This window comes from Streptomyces sp. NBC_01363 (assembly GCF_026340595.1).
In the GTDB taxonomy this organism is placed as follows: domain Bacteria; phylum Actinomycetota; class Actinomycetes; order Streptomycetales; family Streptomycetaceae; genus Streptomyces.
In genome coordinates this window covers 2,348,507-2,365,611 of sequence record NZ_JAPEPF010000001.1, presented here as the reverse complement: position 1 = coordinate 2,365,611, position 17,105 = coordinate 2,348,507, and the positions used below count along the sequence as shown (strand labels likewise).

17 protein-coding genes and 1 pseudogene are annotated in these 17,105 nt (G+C 70.8%); 9 read left to right on the top strand and 9 right to left on the bottom strand.

Annotated elements, in window-relative coordinates:
* Positions 1-313: 313 nt before the first annotated feature.
* Both OG611_RS11070 and OG611_RS11065 read left to right on the top strand, forming a co-directional pair.
* Positions 314-811, top strand: a complete 498-nt coding sequence (locus tag OG611_RS11070; protein ID WP_323180259.1) for an RcpC/CpaB family pilus assembly protein — start codon at positions 314-316, stop codon at positions 809-811.
* Between the two features lie 123 nt (positions 812-934).
* Positions 935-1,432 (top strand): annotated as a pseudogene (locus OG611_RS11065) (MscL family protein).
* Between the two features lie 58 nt (positions 1,433-1,490).
* Here OG611_RS11065 and OG611_RS11060 read toward each other — a convergent pair.
* The 4 genes from OG611_RS11060 to OG611_RS11045 are packed head-to-tail and all read right to left on the bottom strand — an operon-like array spanning position 1,491 to position 3,354.
* Positions 1,491-1,700 (bottom strand): hypothetical protein, encoded by a 210-nt coding sequence (locus OG611_RS11060; protein WP_266418177.1) that lies wholly within the window; start codon positions 1,698-1,700, stop codon positions 1,491-1,493.
* Between the two features lie 21 nt (positions 1,701-1,721).
* The gene (locus OG611_RS11055; protein ID WP_266418175.1) at positions 1,722-2,126 is read right to left on the bottom strand and encodes a hypothetical protein; all 405 of its coding nucleotides are present in this window, start codon (positions 2,124-2,126) and stop codon (positions 1,722-1,724) included.
* Positions 2,123-2,794, bottom strand: coding sequence for a ubiquinol-cytochrome c reductase iron-sulfur subunit (locus OG611_RS11050; protein WP_266418173.1), 672 nt, complete (start codon positions 2,792-2,794; stop codon positions 2,123-2,125). The genes OG611_RS11055 and OG611_RS11050 overlap by 4 nt, the downstream gene beginning before the upstream one ends.
* The gene (locus OG611_RS11045) at positions 2,791-3,354 is read right to left on the bottom strand and encodes a 4Fe-4S dicluster domain-containing protein (RefSeq protein ID WP_266425749.1); all 564 of its coding nucleotides are present in this window, start codon (positions 3,352-3,354) and stop codon (positions 2,791-2,793) included. The genes OG611_RS11050 and OG611_RS11045 overlap by 4 nt, the downstream gene beginning before the upstream one ends.
* Before the next feature lie 285 nt (positions 3,355-3,639).
* Here OG611_RS11045 and OG611_RS11040 point away from each other — a divergent pair, with 285 nt between their 5' ends.
* From OG611_RS11040 to OG611_RS11030, 3 genes are all read left to right on the top strand, one after another.
* Positions 3,640-4,842 carry a low temperature requirement protein A gene (locus OG611_RS11040; RefSeq protein WP_266418171.1) on the top strand — a complete coding sequence of 401 codons (1,203 nt, stop codon included), beginning with the start codon at positions 3,640-3,642 and terminating at the stop codon, positions 4,840-4,842.
* 115 nt (positions 4,843-4,957) lie between these two features.
* Positions 4,958-6,127, top strand: coding sequence for a P1 family peptidase (locus OG611_RS11035; protein WP_266418169.1), 1,170 nt, complete (start codon positions 4,958-4,960; stop codon positions 6,125-6,127).
* A gap of 134 nt (positions 6,128-6,261) precedes the next feature.
* Positions 6,262-7,032 carry a DUF6227 family protein gene (locus tag OG611_RS11030; protein ID WP_266418167.1) on the top strand — a complete coding sequence of 257 codons (771 nt, stop codon included), beginning with the start codon at positions 6,262-6,264 and terminating at the stop codon, positions 7,030-7,032.
* 151 nt (positions 7,033-7,183) lie between these two features.
* Here OG611_RS11030 and OG611_RS11025 read toward each other — a convergent pair whose 3' ends face one another.
* Complete coding sequence (locus OG611_RS11025) at positions 7,184-8,767, bottom strand: MFS transporter (protein ID WP_266418165.1); 1,584 nt, start codon at positions 8,765-8,767, stop codon at positions 7,184-7,186.
* Positions 8,768-8,859: 92 nt separating this feature from the next.
* Here OG611_RS11025 and OG611_RS11020 point away from each other — a divergent pair, with 92 nt between their 5' ends.
* Positions 8,860-9,846, top strand: a complete 987-nt coding sequence (locus tag OG611_RS11020) for a YafY family protein (protein ID WP_266418163.1) — start codon at positions 8,860-8,862, stop codon at positions 9,844-9,846.
* Positions 9,847-9,967: 121 nt separating this feature from the next.
* On the opposite strand, the gene OG611_RS11015 is transcribed toward OG611_RS11020, so the two are convergent.
* Positions 9,968-10,966 carry an RNA polymerase sigma factor RpoD/SigA gene (locus tag OG611_RS11015; protein ID WP_266418161.1) on the bottom strand — a complete coding sequence of 333 codons (999 nt, stop codon included), beginning with the start codon at positions 10,964-10,966 and terminating at the stop codon, positions 9,968-9,970.
* A gap of 148 nt (positions 10,967-11,114) precedes the next feature.
* On the opposite strand from OG611_RS11015, the gene OG611_RS11010 reads away from it, so the two are divergent.
* Positions 11,115-11,654, top strand: a complete 540-nt coding sequence (locus tag OG611_RS11010) for a GNAT family N-acetyltransferase (RefSeq protein WP_266418159.1) — start codon at positions 11,115-11,117, stop codon at positions 11,652-11,654.
* A 71-nt stretch (positions 11,655-11,725) separates the two neighbouring features.
* Positions 11,726-12,820, top strand: a complete 1,095-nt coding sequence (locus OG611_RS11005; protein WP_266418157.1) for a questin oxidase family protein — start codon at positions 11,726-11,728, stop codon at positions 12,818-12,820.
* Positions 12,821-12,909: 89 nt separating this feature from the next.
* Here the strand turns inward: OG611_RS11005 and OG611_RS11000 are convergent, their stop codons facing one another.
* Positions 12,910-13,692 (bottom strand): dioxygenase, encoded by a 783-nt coding sequence (locus OG611_RS11000; protein WP_266418155.1) that lies wholly within the window; start codon positions 13,690-13,692, stop codon positions 12,910-12,912.
* Positions 13,693-13,831: 139 nt separating this feature from the next.
* Here OG611_RS11000 and OG611_RS10995 point away from each other — a divergent pair, with 139 nt between their 5' ends.
* Entirely contained in the window at positions 13,832-14,344 is a 513-nt protein-coding gene (locus OG611_RS10995) for a MarR family winged helix-turn-helix transcriptional regulator (protein ID WP_266418153.1), read from the top strand.
* A 123-nt stretch (positions 14,345-14,467) separates the two neighbouring features.
* Here the strand turns inward: OG611_RS10995 and OG611_RS10990 are convergent, their stop codons facing one another.
* Positions 14,468-16,000 carry an MFS transporter gene (locus tag OG611_RS10990; protein WP_266418151.1) on the bottom strand — a complete coding sequence of 511 codons (1,533 nt, stop codon included), beginning with the start codon at positions 15,998-16,000 and terminating at the stop codon, positions 14,468-14,470.
* A gap of 181 nt (positions 16,001-16,181) precedes the next feature.
* Complete coding sequence (locus OG611_RS10985; RefSeq protein ID WP_266418149.1) at positions 16,182-16,844, bottom strand: TetR/AcrR family transcriptional regulator; 663 nt, start codon at positions 16,842-16,844, stop codon at positions 16,182-16,184.
* Positions 16,845-17,105: the final 261 nt, after the last annotated feature.

Sequence of the window (17,105 nt, the reverse complement as noted above, 5' to 3'; positions counted from 1 at the left end):
CAGCGGGGCGGGTGACGGACTTGGGGCAGCGGGGCGGGTGACGGAGATTTCCACAACGCCGGGGCTGTCCACAGGCCTCGGCGGGAATCTCGCGGACGGTGGATCGTGAGGGGTGTTCGTCCGAAACTCCTCATGGCAGGTGGTGTCGACCATGTTCACATCGTCCGTGTCGTCCGCGTCGTCCGTGTTTTCCGCACCGCGCGCGTCGTCCGTATCGCCCTCGGCCTCCTCGGCGCCCTCGGCGTCCTCGCCGTTGCCGTCTCCGTCCCCGGCGCCCCCGCCCTGCGGGGTGCCCGTGTTCGAGCCCTTGCGAGTGCGCGGGGGCGGTGGGCGCCGGCTGCGGCGGGCGTTGTGGCGGCAGCGCCGGGCCCTGGCCGCCGGGCTGGCCCTGACGGCCGCCGCGCTCGCCGCCACGGGGCTGGGCGGTGGCGGCGCGGGCACGGGCGGTGAGGCCGCGTACGGGGCGGGGGCCGGGGGTGAGGCCGGTGCGGCGCCATCGCAGGCCCGGCGACCTGCCCGGTTGGTTTCCGCGCCGGTCCGGATCGCGGATGCGGGGGCCGTTCGTCTATTGCGGCCGGGCGACCACGTCGATGTGATCGCCGCCGGGGAAGCCGGTGCTGGAACCGGTGCTGGAACCGGTGCCGGCGCCCGGGTGCTGGCGAAGGGCGCGCGGGTGGCGGAGGTGCCGCAGGCCCTGGTGGAAGGTTCCGCGGAGGACGGTGCGCTGATCGTGCTGTCCGTCCCCCGGGACACGGCCACCGCACTGGCCGGCGCGGGCATCTCGTCCCAACTGGCGGTGGCCCTGTGTTGATTCGCGCCGACGATCGGTCAAGTCACCTGACCGACCTCACAGATTGGGCGGTTTCACCGCGTACTGCCGTAAGTTGCGGAGGAGTTTGCTCCGCCTACGGCACACGCGAAGGAAGGCTCATCCTTGAGCGAGAAGAAGGTCAGCCTGCTGGAAGGGTTCAAGGCCTTCCTGATGCGCGGCAATGTGATCGATCTGGCGGTCGCCGTCGTCATCGGCGCCGCGTTCACCCAGATCGTGAACTCGATCGTCAAGGGCGTCATCAACCCGCTGGTCGGTGCGTTCGGCACCAAGGACCTGTAGAGCTACAGCTCCTGCCTCAAGGGCCCCTGCATCACGGACCAGAAGACGGGCGAGGCGATCGAGGGCATCCGGATCCTGCGGGGTTCGGTGCTCAGCGCCACCCTCAGCTTTCTGATCACGGCCGCCGTCGTCTACTTCCTGATGGTCCTGCCCATGGCCAAGTACCTCGCCAAGCGGGCGGCGATGCAGGCCGCGAAGGAAGGGGTGCAGGAGACGCTGGAGGTGAGCGAGCTGGAGGTACTGAAGGAGATCCGCGACGCCCTCGTCTCGCAGCGCGGCGGCCCCGCGGGCGAGGCCCCCGGCCGGGGTCACGACCAGTAGCTCCACGCACAGCAGAAGAACCGGCAGCACCACCGCCGGATCACCACGGAGCGGGGAATCAGATGTGGTGGGGCGGCTTCTCGTCGAGGAAGCGCGCCAGATCGGCGGCGCTGCCACCGGCCGGGGCCCGCTCGCCCCACCCTCGGTCCGTATCGTCCGAGGACTGCTGGTCCAGCGAATCGTCGAAGATCAGAGCCGGTTTCGGCTTCGGCCGCTCCGGATCGGAGGGCTTCGAATCGCGCGGGCCGGGGGCGGGGGCGGTGCTCATACGTCAAGGGTACGGCGGCGGTCAGCGATCCTTCGGGTCGATCAGCCACAGTCCGAGGACGACGAGGAACGACAGACAGAGGAAGCCGGCCCCCCACCAGGCCGTGCCGGTGTTGCCCTCCATCCATGCGTCGATGGTGACGGTCAGACCCCAGAGCTGTCCGACGACCACCGTCATGGCGAGAGCCAGCCGGGCCGTCAGCTTCGAGGACCGCTCGGGCTCCTGGTCGGTGCCCGCCCCCGGACCGGGGCCGGTGTGGCGGACCCGGGGGTCTCCGTAGCCGCTGGTGGCGCGGATCTGCGGATAGCGCTCGTGGACGGGCCGGTTGAGTTCGGGGCGAGCACTCCCCGGGTGGTACTCCGGGTACTGCGAGGAGTCCGGGCGCTCCGAAGGCTCCTGGTTCCGGGACTGCCGGGCATCGGTCATGGCCGTCTGCCAGGGGTCTCGGCCTCGGCACTGGCCGCGGGGGCCTCCGCGCCGCCGCCCTTGACGGCGGGGCAGCCGATACGGGAGGCGAGGTCCGGGCGGTCCTTGGCGAGCTGACGGCACAGGCCGTGCTCGATGCTTTCGCCCGAGCGCGTCGTGCCGACCGCCCAGATACTGCCGTCGGCCTGTTCGGTGAGCACCACCTTGGGCAGCGCACGGGGCGGTGGCCCGGCGGTGACCTCGCCGGTGCGGGCGTCGAAGATGCCCTCATGGCAGGGGCAGTACAGCTCGCCCTCGGAACCGCGGTCCTTGCGCCAGAGCACGGCGCAGGCGAGATGGGTGCAGATCGCGAAGTAGCCGACGAGGGTGCCGTCGTCCAGGCGGACGGCGACCGCCCGGTCCTCCTCGTCCGGGTAGTGGAAGGCGAGGGACTCACCGGACAGGAGCTGAGCGGCGATCCTCTTCGGTGAGGGTGCCTTGGCGTCGTCGGGGTCGCCGTGGCGCGGCAGGATTCCGCCTGCCACGCCGAGGCCGCCGACGGCGAGTCCGCCGGAGACGGTCGCCACGATCCGGAGGTAGTCGCGCCGGGTGGTGAGGGAATCGGCGGCGATCCGGTCGTGCAGGGCTTCGCGCGGATCACCGGAAGGCGGCTGATCGGTGACGCTCATCGGCGGACGTTCTTCCCGTTGATCTCGACGACCGGAAGGCCGCCGGGCACCGGCCACTGGACCCGGTCGGCGGGCACGACCATGGCCACGCCGGTGCGTACCTCGCTCCGGCCGAAGGTGAAGGTGTCGGCGATCTGGACGCCGGGGCGCTCGGCCTGGAGCTCCTCGACGGTCCCGTAGAACAGCGCTCCGGTCGGGCAGACGGTCGCGCACATGGGGGCGAGGCCGTAGGCGGTGCGGTCGTAGCAGAGGTTGCATTTCATCTGCAGCTTCGCCTGGAGGTCGATCTTCGGGACGCCGAAGGGGCAGGCGTTGACACAGTTGGCACAACCGATGCAGCGAGTGGTGTCGGCCTGCTGCACCACACCGTCGGCGGTCACCAGGATCGCGTCGGCGGGACAGACCTCGGCGCACGGGGCGACCGGGTCCTCGCAGTGCATGCAGACCGTGGGAAGGGAGGCCACCGACTGGCCCTCGTCGGTGTAGTCGAGGTGGATCATCGACTTGCCGCGGTGCGAGTCGCATTCCCGGCAGGCGGAGACGCACGCCTGGCAGCCGATGCAACGCCGGCCGCGGTCGCGCGGGCGGTGACGGAGCGTGGCCCGGCGGCCCGGAGGCCGGCGATACCGGGTCCGGGTCCGGCGGCCTGTGGCCCGGCGGCCCCGGGTCCGGCGGAGGGCGGAGTGCCAGGCGCTCCGGCGGAGCCGGTGCGTGCACCGGGGTCGGGCTGCGCGGCTGCGGCGGAGGCTTCTGGCGGCTCTGTCACCCCGTCACCGTAGGGTCGTACATGATAGTTGGTCCTGTTTTACGACTCCGCCGGGTGAGCCCGATCGCCCATCCGGGGCATGCCCCGTTCGGCGTGGTCGAGCCCGTCTGGTGTGCTGGCTCCCATGCCCGTAATGACGGCTCGCAGCCGCACCGAGGAACATCGCGCGTCGACCCCGCTGGAACTCTTCTTCGACCTCTGCTTCGTGGTCGCGGTGGCCCAGGCGGGCGCGCGGCTGGTCCATGCCGTCGCCGCAGGCCACGCCCTCACCGGAGTCGGCAGCTACGCGGCCGTTTTCTTCGCGATCTGGTGGGCCTGGGTCAACTTCAGCTGGTTCGCCTCGGCCTACGACACCGACGACCCGCTGTACCGCGTCGTCACGCTCGTCCAGATCACCGGTGTGCTCGTCCTCGCCGCCGGAGTGCCGCGCGCCTTCGACGGCGGCGACTGGACGGTCGTCGTCATCGGTTACGTGGTGATGCGGCTCGCGCTGACCAGCCAGTGGCTGCGCGCCGCGCACTGCACCCGGGGTGGGGAGCGGCGCGTCGCGCTGCGGTACGCCGTCGGGATCACGGTGGTGCAGCTGGGCTGGATCGCCATGCTGCTGCTGCCCGCCGACTCACGTGGAGCCCGTACCGCCGCCTTCGTCGTGCTCGCGCTCGCGGAGCTGTCCGTTCCCGCGCTCGCCGAGCGCGACCGCTCGACGAGCTGGCATCCGCACCACATCGGTGAGCGGTACGGGCTGTTCACGATCATCGTGCTGGGCGAGACGATCGCGGCGGCCACGGTCGCGGTCCAGGAGGCGGTGTACGAGCACGACGCGCTCGGCGAACTGCTGCCGATCGCCGCGGGCGGGCTGCTGATCGTCTTCTCCGCCTGGTGGATCTATTTCGCCGTGCCGATCCATGACTACCTGCGCGGCAGCAGGGAAGCGTTCATCTGGGGATACGGACACTTCCTGATCTTCGGTTCCGCGGCCGCCATCGGCGCGGGCATCGAGGTCGCGGTGGAGGAGGCCGTGGGCAAGGCCCACGTCTCGGACACGGTGGCCGCCGCCGCGGTGACCATTCCCTCCGCGCTCTTCCTGCTGACGGTGTGGGCGCTGCACGCCCGCCACTTCAAGCGCGACCTCGCGGAGCAACTGTCCCTCCCCGTGGCCGCGCTGGCCATCCTGGCCTGTACGTTCGCCGGCGGGTGGGCGGTGTTCGCGGCCGGCCTGGTCGCCGCGGCGGCCGTGGCCGTGGGGGTGCTGCTCTCCCGGCGGCCCACCGTGGCCGGGTGAGCGCAGTGGACAGGCCGACGACGGATCACGTGACCGGACGTTGCAGGTCGTGGGTCGCGAGCCGCGTCATCAGTGCCGGTGGATCGCGAGCCGCGTCATCAATGAGGAGCACGCAATGACGGAAGAACCCCGGAATCCGACGGACCCCGCCGCCCCACCGAACTCCCCCGGGCCGCTCGACGCGCTGCCCGACCTCCTCGACGCGCTGACCGACGTCGCGGGGCTGCGCGTCGGCCATGCGCAGGTGCCCGGCGAGGGCGCGCTGAGCGGCACCACCGTGGTCCTCGCCCCGGAGGGCGGTGCGATCGCCGCCGTGGACGTACGCGGTGGAGGCCCCGGCACCCGGGAGACGGACGCGCTCGATCCGCGCAATCTGGTGCAGCGCATCGACGCCGTCGTCCTGACGGGCGGCAGCGCCTACGGCCTCGACGCGGCGTCCGGCGTGATGGCCTGGCTGGAGGAGCAGGGGCGCGGGGTGCGGGTCGGCCCCGATCCGGCGCAGGTGGTGCCGGTGGTCCCCGCCGCCTGCCTCTTCGACCTGGGGCGGGGCGGCGACTGGCGGGCCCGCCCCGACGCCTCGACGGGCCGCGCCGCGGTGGAGGACGCGGCGGCTGCGGGGCCGGGGGCGCCGGTGGCCCAGGGGGGCGTGGGCGCCGGTACCGGCGCGGTCGCCGGGCAGCTCAAGGGCGGCGTGGGCACGGCGAGCATCCGGCTGGCCTCCGGCATCACGGTGGGCGCGCTCGTCGTGGTGAACGCGGCGGGCTCGGTGGTCGATCCGCGTACCGGGGTGCTCCACGGGGAGTACGGCGCCGCCGAACCGCCGGCGCACCCGGCGCCCGAGGTCCTCCGTGCGGCGGAGCAGCGCCTCACCGAGGTGCGGGAGGCGAACACGCGGCCCCCGCTCAACACCACGCTCGCCGTCGTCGCCACGGACGCCGACCTCACCCGGGCCCAGGCGCAGAAGCTCGCGGGTACGGCGCACGACGGACTGGCGCGCGCCGTCCGCCCCGTACATCTGCTCACCGACGGGGACACCGTTTTCGCGCTGGCGACCGGCGCCCGGCCGCTGGATCCGCAGAATCCGATCGCGCTCAACGACCTGCTGGCAGCCGGCGCGGACGTGCTCACGCGCGCCATCGTGAAGGCCGTCCGGGCAGCTCGGAGCGTCGACGGCCGCCCCGGCGGCGGCTGCTACCCCTCGTACAGCGATCTCTACGGCCTACGGCCGCGCTCCTCGCCGCAGCCGGAGGACGATCGCCCGGCCCCCGACTCGCCTGCCGGGTAAGGAAGTTCGGACGAACCATCAGGAACCATCTGCGTGTGCCATACGTTTTCCTGAACCCCGGTCACGATGTCGGACCCAGGGACTACGTTATGCACGCAGCAAGTAACACGCGGCAACGGCCTGGAGACAGCACCTTGAGCGATCCGTACGAGACAACCGAGCAGCACCTCGAGCGACTCCTGCGACGGGCACTCAACTCTTTCGACCTGCCCGACAGCACGGTCGAGAGACTCGGTACCGCGCTCGCCCACAGCAGTTCCCTGCACTCCTCGCACCACAGTTCCGTACTCCACCGAGAGACCTACCGGCACACGTACCTGCTGTCCGACGGCACCCCCCTCTCCTTGTGGGAGCTGGTGCACGGCGGCCCGCGGAGCGCGACGGACCCGCGGTTCCGGACGGAGCCCGACCTCATGCACCACGAGCTGTACGACGACGAGGCCGATGCCCATGTCGCCGCCGCCAGGCTGACCGGCGGCTTCGGCGAAGTCCCGGTGTTCGGGGACGACGGGCCGCAGGCCGACCTGGAGATACTCACGGTCCTGATGGCGGCTCCCCCGGCCCCGCTGCCCAGGACGTACGCCCCGGACAACTCCGCCGACCACGCCCGCCGCGTCCTGCGCCGCGCGGAGAACAGCGACGGTCCCGGCGAGGAGACCGCCCGGCTGCTGCGCGCCGCCTTCGCCCACCACATCACCCAGGTCTTCGGCCGGCAGTGCCAGGTGGACGGGCGGGACGCCGGATTCACCCTGTACGAGCACGCCTTCCTGCTCCTCGACGGCAGCGAGACGAGTCTGTGGGAGGTCGAGCACACGGCCACGCCGGACGGCCGCCACATGTGCGAGGTGTACGGCGACGAGGACACCGCACGCGGTGCCATGGAGAGCCGTACGCGCATCTGCTGACCCGGTGCCGAGACCCGGAACCCGAGGCCTCGGCACCGGATCCGACACGGGCTCGGAAACAGAAGCGGACACGGACTCGGACGCAGACGCACCGGTGCCCGCACCCCGAAGGGTGCGGGCACCGTCCTCCTTCGACTCCGGCAGAGGTCGATCAGGACGTCAGAACCGGCTCCTTGGCGCCCTCGGAGCCGCCCGCCGCATCCACGACACCCGCCGAGCCCTCGACACCCGCCGCATCCACGGCCTCGTCGCCGTCCTCCACGTGCTGCCGCTGCCGCGCGGGCAGCGCGAACATCACCAGGAAGATCACCGCGAGCACCCCGGCAACCCACCACAGCGAGTGCCGGAACGCCTCCGCGAACGCCGGGCCCACCTCCTGCGGCGCCAGCCGGTCACCGATCGCGCCGAGGAAGACGACCGAGACCAGTCCGAGCCCGAGCGCATTGCCCATCTGCTGCACGGTGTTGATCAGCCCGGAGGCCGAACCGGAGTGTTCCTTGGGCACCTCGGAGAGCACCGCGTCGGTCAGCGGCGCCACGATCAGGCCCATCCCGATGCCCATGACCACCAGCGGCAGCGCCATCTGCAAGGACGTGATGTCCATGCCGTACCGGTCGGACTCCCAGATGTAGAGGAGCAGGCCGGCGATCATCAGCAGCGCGCCCGTCTGGAGCACCTTGCGGCCGAAGCGGGGCACCAGCTTCTGTACGGAGATCCCGGCGGCGAACGACACAGCGATCGAGAACGGGATACCGGTCGTGCCGGCCCGCAGCGCGCTCCAGCCGAGGCCCAACTGCATGTAGAGCGTCCAGACCAGGAAGAAGATGCCGAGCCCGATACCGAAGGTCAGCTGCACGGCGATGCCCGCAGCGAAGCTCTTGACCCGGAACAGCGACAGTTCGACGAGCGGCGAACCGTCCTTGCGCGCCTTGCCCCGCTCGAACAGCACCAGAACCAGGAACACCAGCAGGCTGCCGACCATCGATACATGGCCCCACAGCGGCCAGCCCAGCTCGTGCCCACGGGTCAGCGGGTAGATCAGCATCAGCATGCCCAGGGTCACCAGGGCGACGCCGACCAGGTCGAGCCGGAGCGCCTTCGGGGCCTTGGACTCGGTGATGAACTTCCGGCCGAGGATCAGGCCCGCGATGCCGACGGGCAGGTTGATCAGGAAGATCGGCCGCCATTCGAGACCGGCGATGTTCCACTCGGTGAGCAGCGCGCCCAGCAGCGGCCCCAGCACGGCACCGAGACCGACGATCGCGCCGAAAAGGCCGAAGACCTTGCCGCGCTCGTGCGCCGGGAAGGTGGCGTGCACGATCGACAGCACCTGCGGAACCATCAGCGCGGCGGTGCCGCCCTGGAGGATGCGGGAGGCGACCAGCATCTCCGGGTTGGCGGCGAAGCCGCAGAGCGCGGAGGCCACGGTGAAGCCGCCGATGCCGATGAGGAACAGCCGCTTGCGGCCGTAGATGTCCCCCAGCCGGCCGCCGGTGATCAGACCGGCCGCGAAGGCCAGGGAGTAGCCGGCGGTGATCCACTGGATCGAGCTGAACGAGGCGCCGGTGTCCTCGCGGATGCTCGGTATGGCGATATTGACGATCGTGACGTCGACCAGGTCCATGAAGGCCGCGGTCATGACGATGGCGAGCGCGAACCAACGTCGCCGGTCCGACGGGTCCGAGGACACCGTTGGCCCGGATGCCGTGGACGACAGAGATGAGGAAGAAGTCATATGAAGAAGCTAAACATTCATTAGGTCGGTCCATGACCTAATGGGTGAGCACCCTGGTGAGACGACCGACACCCCGGCGGAAGGCTGAGGCCATGACCGACACCCCGGCACGACTGCTGAATCTGTTGTCGCTCCTCCAGACGCCCCGCGAGTGGCCGGGCAGCGAGCTCGCCGAACGGCTCGACGTCAGCCCGCGCACCATCCGTCGCGACATCGACCGGCTCCGCGAGCTCGGCTATCCCGTCGAGGCCTCGCGCGGATCCATCGGCGGCTACCGGCTCGTCGCGGGCACCGCGATGCCGCCGCTGCTCCTCGACGACGAGGAGGCGGTGGCCATCGCGGTGGGCCTGCGGGCGGGGGCCGGGCATGCCATCGAGGGGGTGGACGAGGCGTCCGTGCGGGCGCTGGCGAAGCTGGAGCAGGTGCTGCCGTCGCGGCTGCGGCACCGGGTCTCGACCCTGCAGAACGCGACGATGCCGCTGACCCGGGGCGACGGCTCGACCATCGACCCGCGGACGCTGACCGTGATGGCCTCGGCGGTCACCGGACAGGAACGGCTGCGGTTCGCGTACCGGGCGGGCGACGGCGCCGAGACGAAGCGGGAGGCCGAGCCGTACCGGCTGGTGAGCACGGGGTGGCGCTGGTATCTCGTGGCGTACGACCTGGGGCGCCAGGGCTGGCGTACGTTCCGGGTCGACCGGGTGAGCGAGCCGTTCGCGACCGGGGCCCGGTTCGCACCGCGCGAGCTGCCCACGGGGGACGCGGCGAAGTTCCTCGCCGGTTCCATCGCCCGGCGGCAGCCGGAGCTGGCGGTCGACGTGAGCTTCGCGGCCCCGGCGGACTTCGTGTCCGCGCGGCTGCCGGCGTCGATCGGTCCGCTGGAGCGGACCGGCGAGAACAGTTGCCGGCTGCGCGCGGTGCTCGCGGACTCGCTGGAGTGGGTGGCGCTCCGGCTGGCGCTGGTGGACTGCGACTTCACCGCGCACGAGCCACCGCAGCTGGTGGATTACCTGGGTGATCTGGGTGCCCGCCTGACCCGCGCGGCAGCACGCCGACCTCCGGGACGGACCGGGTCATGAGCCGAACGGAAGCGGACCGGCCATGAAAAGAATGAGCCCCGGCGCCAGGGGGGGTGGGCGCCGGGACTCAGCTCAGGGGGTCACGCGAAGCGACCCATTTCGGAGGTTACTGGACGAAGGCTCACGCCGCAGCATCAAAACCCGTGTCGTGGGCCATTCGCTTCAGTTCGAGCAGCGCGTGCTTCTCGATCTGCCGGATCCGCTCACGGGTGAGGCCGTGCTGCTTGCCGACCTCGGTGAGGGTCCGCTCGCGGCCGTCCTCGATGCCGTACCTCATACGGATGATCGACGCGGTGCGGTTGTCGAGCTTGCCGATCAGGTCCTCGAGCTCCTCGCTGCGCAGCAGCGTCATCACCGACTGCTCGGGCGACACCGCGGAGGTGTCCTCCAGTAGATCGCCGAACTGGGTCTCGCCCTCGTCGTCCACGGACATGTTGAGACTGACCGGGTCGCGGGCCCAGTCCAGGACGTCGCCCACGCGCTCCGGCGTGGAGTCCAGCTCGGCCGCTATCTCGGCGTGCTCCGGGTCGCGGCCGTGTTCACGGTTGAACTCGCGCTGCACCCGGCGGATCCGGCCGAGCTCCTCCACCAGGTGGACGGGGAGCCGGATCGTACGGGACTGGTCGGCAATGGAACGGGTGATGGCCTGACGGATCCACCACGTCGCATACGTGGAGAACTTGAAGCCCTTGGCGTAGTCGAACTTCTCGACCGCGCGCACCAGACCCGCGTTGCCCTCCTGGATCAGGTCGAGCAGGGGCAGCCCGGCCCGCGGATAGCGGCGGGCGACGGCAACGACGAGCCGGAGGTTGGAACGGATGAATATGTCCTTGGCGCGCTCGCCCTCGGCGACCAGCGCCTCCAGCTCCTCGCGCGTGGCTCCACCGGCTTCGCTGTCCACCGCGCCGTCGAGTATCTGCCGGGCGTAGACGCCCGCCTCGACGGTCTGCGACAGCTCGACTTCCTTGGCGGCGTCGAGCAGAGGCGTACGCGCGATCTCGTCCAGGTACATGCCGACCAGGTCGCGATCGGCGATCTCTCCGCCCGAGGCGCGAACACTGCTTGCCCGGCTGGTCCCACCGGTGGCGGACGAACGACGGGCGACGGCACGGGTTGCCATGCGTGCTCCCTTGCTGAGTAGGTCGCGACACCCTTCCGGGTGCCCTGCATCCGATGGAAACAACGACTGGAATCCGGACAGAATTCCCACGCCTGGCATTCACTTTCGCGATCATGCAGTACCCTGTGCCGCCGCGAGGGGAGAGCGCATGCCGGAGAGTCCCACAGAAGCGCAGGTCAGGCCGGGCGTCGAGGGTGATTTGGTGGCGCTCACGGACATCTACAACCATTACGTACGTGAGACCGCGCTCACATTCGACACGACCCCCTTCACTCCCGAACAGCGGCTGCCGTGGTTGCGTTCCCACTCTGAAGACGGCCCGCACCGCCTTCTGGTTGCTCAGGATGTCCGGCTTGTCGGCCCCGCCTCGATCCTGGGATACGCCACCAGCAGCACTTTCCGCCCCAAGGCGGCGTACGCGACCTCGGTCGAGGTGAGCGTGTACTGCGCCCCCTGGGCCACCGGCCGCGGCATCGGCACGCTCCTCTACACGTCCCTGTTCGAGGCACTCGCCGACGAGGACCTGCACCGCGCGTACGCGGGCATCACCCAGCCCAACGATGTCTCCGGCCGGCTGCACGAGCGCTTCGGTTTCCGCCATGTCGGTACGTACGCCGAGGTGGGCCGGAAGTTCGGCACGTACTGGGACGTGGCCTGGTACGAGAAGCGACTGGGGCCACAGCCCTAGTCCCCGGCCGGTCCCGGTCTGGGTCCGCGGTCCGTTACGCCGCGCGGCCCCCGCGCCTAGCGTGCTCGCGTATGGACGACACGACGAACACGGACGACACGACGAGCACGGGCGGCGCGGCGGGCGCGAACGACGCGGACGGCACCACGGTCGCGGACGACACCACGGGCACGCTCGACGAGGCGCTGGAACGCCTCCACTCCTCGGGCCCCGAACGCGACGGCTGGCTGAGCAATCACGGTCCGATGGCCGTGGAGTCGCTGGTCCGGCACGGTCAGGCACCGGCCGTCCACCGCTGGCTCGACCACTACAGCCACAAGCTGGAGGACATGCCGGACACCGCGACCCGGGTGACGGCGGAGAACTGGCGCGAGGCCCTCGGCGACCCGCGCCGGATCGCGGACTGGACGGCGCACTTCGAGCGGGAGACCGCCGAACGCCCCTGGCGGGACGTCCTCACCGAGTGGTGGCCACGGCTGCTCCCCGGCATCGCGGCGGGCGCCACCCACCCCGCCATCCGGGTCGGCCACTCCGTGCGCACCCTGCTCGCCGGCGAGGCGACCGCGCCCCGGATCACCGAGCTCGCCCACGGCCTCGGCTACTGGGCGGCCCGCCACCAGCCGCTGCCCGTGCTGAGCCCTCTCGCGCCCGCGCCCACCGCCGCGGCCGCGCTGGACGCCGTACCGCCGGTGCCCGAGCAGAGCGGCGGCATCCGGGACCGGCTGGCGCAGCTCACCGCGTTCCCGGTGTGGCCGCAGCGGTTCACCCACGACCCGGACGAGGCGCGGGCCCGGCTGGCGGAGCTGGTGCGGGCCGCGACCCACCGGTTCGCCACGCACGGGCACGGCGAACCGATCATGCTGGTGCACGCCGCGACCGCCCCCAATGCCGTGCTGCGCACCCTGCCCGCGCTCCCGCGCGCGCTGTGGGTGCCGAGCCTGGAGGCCGCGTGGGCGGCGAGCGCCGCGGTCACCGCCGCGTACAGTCCGGCCGAGGCAGCCCCGTACGCACCGGCGACCGCGTCCGCCGACGAGCTGTTCGCGCGGGCGGCGGCGCACGGCGACGATCACACCATCAAGTTCACCGACACCGCGCTGGACGTCGGCGACGGGACGGCCCTCGCCGCCGCACTCCGCTCGATCGAGCTGAACCCGCCGGCCCTGTGATGTGACGACGCCGGACCGAACCCGCCCCGGCCCTGTGAACGGGGCCGGGGCCAGGGCCGTGTCCGGGGCCTCGTCCCCGAACGCGGGCCTCAGCCGAACTGCACCGACCGCTTCGCGAGTCCCATCCAGAAGCCGTCGATGACGCTGCGCCCCTGGTCCAGCTCGCCCTCCGAGGCGCCGAGCGTCACGAAGAGCGGCGCGAAGTGCTCGGTGCGCGGGTGGGCCAGCCGGCCGGCCGGGGACTTGTGCTCGAAGTCCAGCAGCGCGTCGATGTCCCGCGCCTGGAGCGCCCGGTTTCCCCAGTCGTCGAACTCCGCCGACCAGCCGGGGGTGCCGCCGCCCGCATGCCGCAGGGCGGCCAGGTTGTGGGTGAAGAAGCCGCTGCCGACGATCAGGACGCCCTCGTCGCGCAGCGGCGCGAGCTTGCGCCCGATGTCCATGAGCTTCTGCGGGTCCAGCGTCGGCATGGAGATCTGGAGTACGGGAATGTCGGCGCCCGGGAACATCTCCACGAGCGGGACGTACGCCCCGTGGTCGAGCCCGCGGTCCGGGATGTCCTGCACCGGCGTACCGGCGCCGCGCAGCAGCTTGCGTACGCTCTCCGCCAGTTCCGGGGCGCCCGGGGCGGCGTACTGCACCCGGTAGTAGTGCTCGGGGAAGCCCCAGAAGTCGTGGACCAGCGGGACCGTCTCCGTGGCCCCGAGGGCCAGCGGGGCCTCCTCCCAGTGCGCGGAGACCATCAGGATCGCGCGGGGGCGGGGCAGCCCGGCGGACCAGGCGGCCAGTTCGCCGGGCCAGACCGGGTCGTCGGCCAGCGGCGGGGCGCCGTGGGAAAGGTAGAGGGCGGGCATGCGCTCCGCGGTGACTGTCATGGCACTCCCCATCCACTGCTGATCCGGGTAAGTCTTCTACTGGGGTCTTTTTGAGAAGGAAGGATTCTTTAATGTTCAAGCTTCCTTCCTCCGGAGACCTTAGCTCTATCTAGTTCAACTTTCAAGAAAAGGTCGTACAGTGGAGTACATGACCACGGCATCCACCGGTGAGCCCCACTGGCTCTCCGACGAAGAGCAGAGCGTGTGGCGCGCGTACCTCCACGCCACCACGCTCATGGAGGACCACCTCGACCGCCAGTTGCAGCGCGATGCCGGGATGCCGCACATCTATTACGGTCTGCTCGTCCAGCTCTCCCAGGCCCCGCGCCGCCAGAAGCGGATGACGGAACTGGCCAAGGACGCCAAGATCACCCGCTCGCGGCTCTCGCACGCCGTCGCGCGGCTGGAGAAGAGCGGATGGGTGCGCCGCGAGGACTGCCCGTCCGACAAGCGGGGCCAGAACGCGGTCCTCACCGACGACGGCTTCGAGATGCTGCGCCGGTCCGCACCGGGCCATGTCGACGCCGTACGCCAGGCGATGTTCGACCGGCTCACGCCCGAGCAGGTGCGCTCGCTGGGCGAGATCATGCAGGTCGTCGCCGCCGGACTGCAGCCGGAGGGCACGGACGCGGATCTGCCCTGGCTGCGCTGAACCGCGCGCATACCGATACGGCTGTGCCCCGGTTCCGTTCGAGCTCTTGAGCTTCGAGCTTTCGAGCGAAACCGGGGCACAGCCGCGTTCACATCATCTCCGTGTCACATCGCGCGTCGGCGCTCAGTGGGCGACGACCGGGATCTTGAACTCGTCCTCGACACCCCCGGCGTCACCCGTACCGGAGCCTCCGGTCGCCGGGCCCGCCGAAGGCCGCCCGGCGTTGATGAAGGTCACCGCGATGGCGGAGGCCACCACCAGGATGCCGACGGCCCACCAGATGGCACCGGTGAAGCCGTGCACCATCGACTGGAGCTTAAGCAGCTCCGGGTTCTTGGCGCCGAGTGCGGCGTGCGAGGAGGCGTACGCCGTCGCGGCCGAGGCGGCGATGGTGTTCAGCAGCGCCGTACCGATCGCGCCGCCCACCTGCTGCGAGGTGTTGACCATCGCGGACGCGACACCCGAGTCCCGGGGCTCGACACCGTGCGTGGCCAGCGACATGGCCGGCATGAACGCCGTCCCCATGCCCAGGCCCAGCAGCAGCTGCGCGGGCAGGATCAGCCCGACGTAGGAGGATCCGATCTCCAGCTGCGTCAGCAGCAGCATGCCGACGGCGGCGGTCAGGAAGCCGGGACCCATGAGCTTGCGCGCCGGGACCCGGGTCATCAGCCGGGCACCGATCTGCGTGGATCCGGTGATCATGCCCGCGATCATCGGGAGGAAGGCGAAGCCGGTCCTGATCGGCGAGTAGCCCTTCACGACCTGCAGGTAGTACGTCAGGAAGAGGAACAGCCCGAACATCGCGATGACGGCCAGACCCAGCGAGAGGTAGACGCCACCGCGATTGCGGTCCATCAGGACGCGCAGCGGCAGCAGCGGCGACTTGACCCTGGACTCGGTCAGGACGAAGGACAGCAGCAGCACACCGGACGCGACGAACATGCCGATGGTCAGCCCGTCCGACCAGCCGGCGGACTCGGCGCGGGTGAATCCGTACACCAGCGAGACCAGACCCAGCGCGGACAGGACGACGCCCGGGACGTCGAGCGACGAGCGGTTGCGGCTGCCGGCCGGCTCACGGATCACGAAGTACGCGCCCGCGGCCGCGATGACGGCGAACGGGATGTTGACGAAGAACGTCCAGCGCCAGTTCAGCGCCTGGGTCAGGAAGCCGCCGAGGATCAGACCGACGGCGCCGCCGCCACCGGCGATCGCACCGTAGATGCCGAACGCCTTGGCGCGCTCCTTGGCATCGGTGAACATCACGGCGAGCAGCGACAGGGCCGCCGGCGCGAGCAGCGCGCCGAAGACGCCCTGGAGCGCGCGGGAGCCGAAGAGCATGCCCTGGTTCTGCGCCGCGCCACCGAGCGCGGAGGCCAGCGCGAAGCCGATCAGGCCGACGACGAAGGTCCTCTTGCGTCCCCAGAGGTCGGCGATCCGGCCTCCGAAGAGCAGCAGCCCGCCGAAGGCCAGGGCGTACGCCGTGATGACCCACTGCTTGTTGGCATCGGAAATACCCAGGGCCGTCTGGGCGTGCGGCAGCGCGATGTTCACGATCGTGGCATCGAGCACGACCATCAGCTGCGCGAGGGCGATGAACGCCAGCGCTTTCCAGCGACTGGGGTCCGGGAGTCGGATATCGGCTGTTTTTGACATGGGTGTATCCACCTAAGGACGCGCATGTACGCGAGGAGTCGTGAACCGGGATGCCGGTGAACATGAACCGGGATGCCGGCGAAAAGGGAAGACGGTGAACGGGCGGGCGGGTGGTGAAAGGGATGGTCAAGGCGTGGCGGACGTGCCGCCGGGCTCCTCGTTCAGGAGCCCGGTGCGGATGTCATGGCCGGCGCCGCAGATCCTCCAGGGTCGCCGCTGTTCCCGGCAGTTCGGACCGGGCCGGGGCCTCCAGTCCGTCCAGGAACAGCTGTAGATGGCGGTGGGTGAACCGGTCGATGTCCAGGCAGCCGGTGCCGGGCAGCGGCCGGGTGAGCTGCGAGAGGGCGACGAGTACGTCACCGACGGCGATGTCGGTGCGCAGCCGCCCCGCGGACATGGCGCGCGACACGAGCCCCTCGACGGCCTCTTCGAGGCGTCGGCGCTCGGCGAGCAGTTCGGGATGGTCCTTGTCGAAGCCGCCGGAAAGCATCGGGCACAGCGCCCCGATCCGCTCGTCGGCCGCCGCGTGCACGAAGCGGCTGAGCGCGGCGAAGGGGTCGGCCTCCTCGGCCACCGCCTCCTCCGCACGGTCGGTGGTCCGGGAGGTGACCGCGAGCACGACCTCGTGCACCAGCGCGGCCCGGTCGGGGAAGTTCCGGTAGAGCGTGGCGTTGCCGACGCCGGCGCGCCTGGCGACCTCGTCGAGCGGGACGTCGGGCCCGAACTCGACGAACATCTCGCGCGCGGCCGTCACGATCCGCTCCCGGTTGCGCAGCGCATCGGCCCGCGGACGGGGCGTCCGGGGCTGCGTCGCTCCGGTGGCGGTACGACTGACGGTGTCCACGACGACTGCCCCTCCTACTGCTTCCACTGTCTCTGCTCTGCTGCTTCCACTGTGGCGCTCTTCGTTCTCCACAGCGCCCCTTGGCGACCCCTCCCCGTAACCGGGGACCGCCTCCCCGTTTCGCGGGGGACACGGATTCAAACGGGGAAACCATCCCCGCTTATTTCCCCACCCCCATGTGACCTGCGTCACATATCCGGAGCGGAAAACCAGCCGAACGGCGCACCCAACGAGCGGCGCCGCACCACCCGCAACAGGCTG

What these genes read in the sequence shown, in the direction of transcription:
- OG611_RS11050 (WP_266418173.1), bottom strand. Translation starts at nt 2,794, where the DNA reads ATGAGCGTCACCGATCAGCCGCCTTCCGGTGATCCGCGCGAAGCCCTG.
- OG611_RS11020 (WP_266418163.1), top strand. Translation starts at nt 8,860, where the DNA reads ATGACCGACACCCCGGCACGACTGCTGAATCTGTTGTCGCTCCTCCAG.
- OG611_RS11035 (WP_266418169.1), top strand. Translation starts at nt 4,958, where the DNA reads ATGACGGAAGAACCCCGGAATCCGACGGACCCCGCCGCCCCACCGAAC.
- OG611_RS11015 (WP_266418161.1), bottom strand. Translation starts at nt 10,966, where the DNA reads ATGGCAACCCGTGCCGTCGCCCGTCGTTCGTCCGCCACCGGTGGGACC.
- OG611_RS11005 (WP_266418157.1), top strand. Translation starts at nt 11,726, where the DNA reads ATGGACGACACGACGAACACGGACGACACGACGAGCACGGGCGGCGCG.
- OG611_RS11055 (WP_266418175.1), bottom strand. Translation starts at nt 2,126, where the DNA reads ATGACCGATGCCCGGCAGTCCCGGAACCAGGAGCCTTCGGAGCGCCCG.
- OG611_RS11010 (WP_266418159.1), top strand. Translation starts at nt 11,115, where the DNA reads ATGCCGGAGAGTCCCACAGAAGCGCAGGTCAGGCCGGGCGTCGAGGGT.
- OG611_RS11040 (WP_266418171.1), top strand. Translation starts at nt 3,640, where the DNA reads ATGCCCCGTTCGGCGTGGTCGAGCCCGTCTGGTGTGCTGGCTCCCATG.
- OG611_RS11000 (WP_266418155.1), bottom strand. Translation starts at nt 13,692, where the DNA reads ATGACAGTCACCGCGGAGCGCATGCCCGCCCTCTACCTTTCCCACGGC.
- OG611_RS11060 (WP_266418177.1), bottom strand. Translation starts at nt 1,700, where the DNA reads ATGAGCACCGCCCCCGCCCCCGGCCCGCGCGATTCGAAGCCCTCCGAT.
- OG611_RS11025 (WP_266418165.1), bottom strand. Translation starts at nt 8,767, where the DNA reads ATGACTTCTTCCTCATCTCTGTCGTCCACGGCATCCGGGCCAACGGTG.
- OG611_RS10990 (WP_266418151.1), bottom strand. Translation starts at nt 16,000, where the DNA reads ATGTCAAAAACAGCCGATATCCGACTCCCGGACCCCAGTCGCTGGAAA.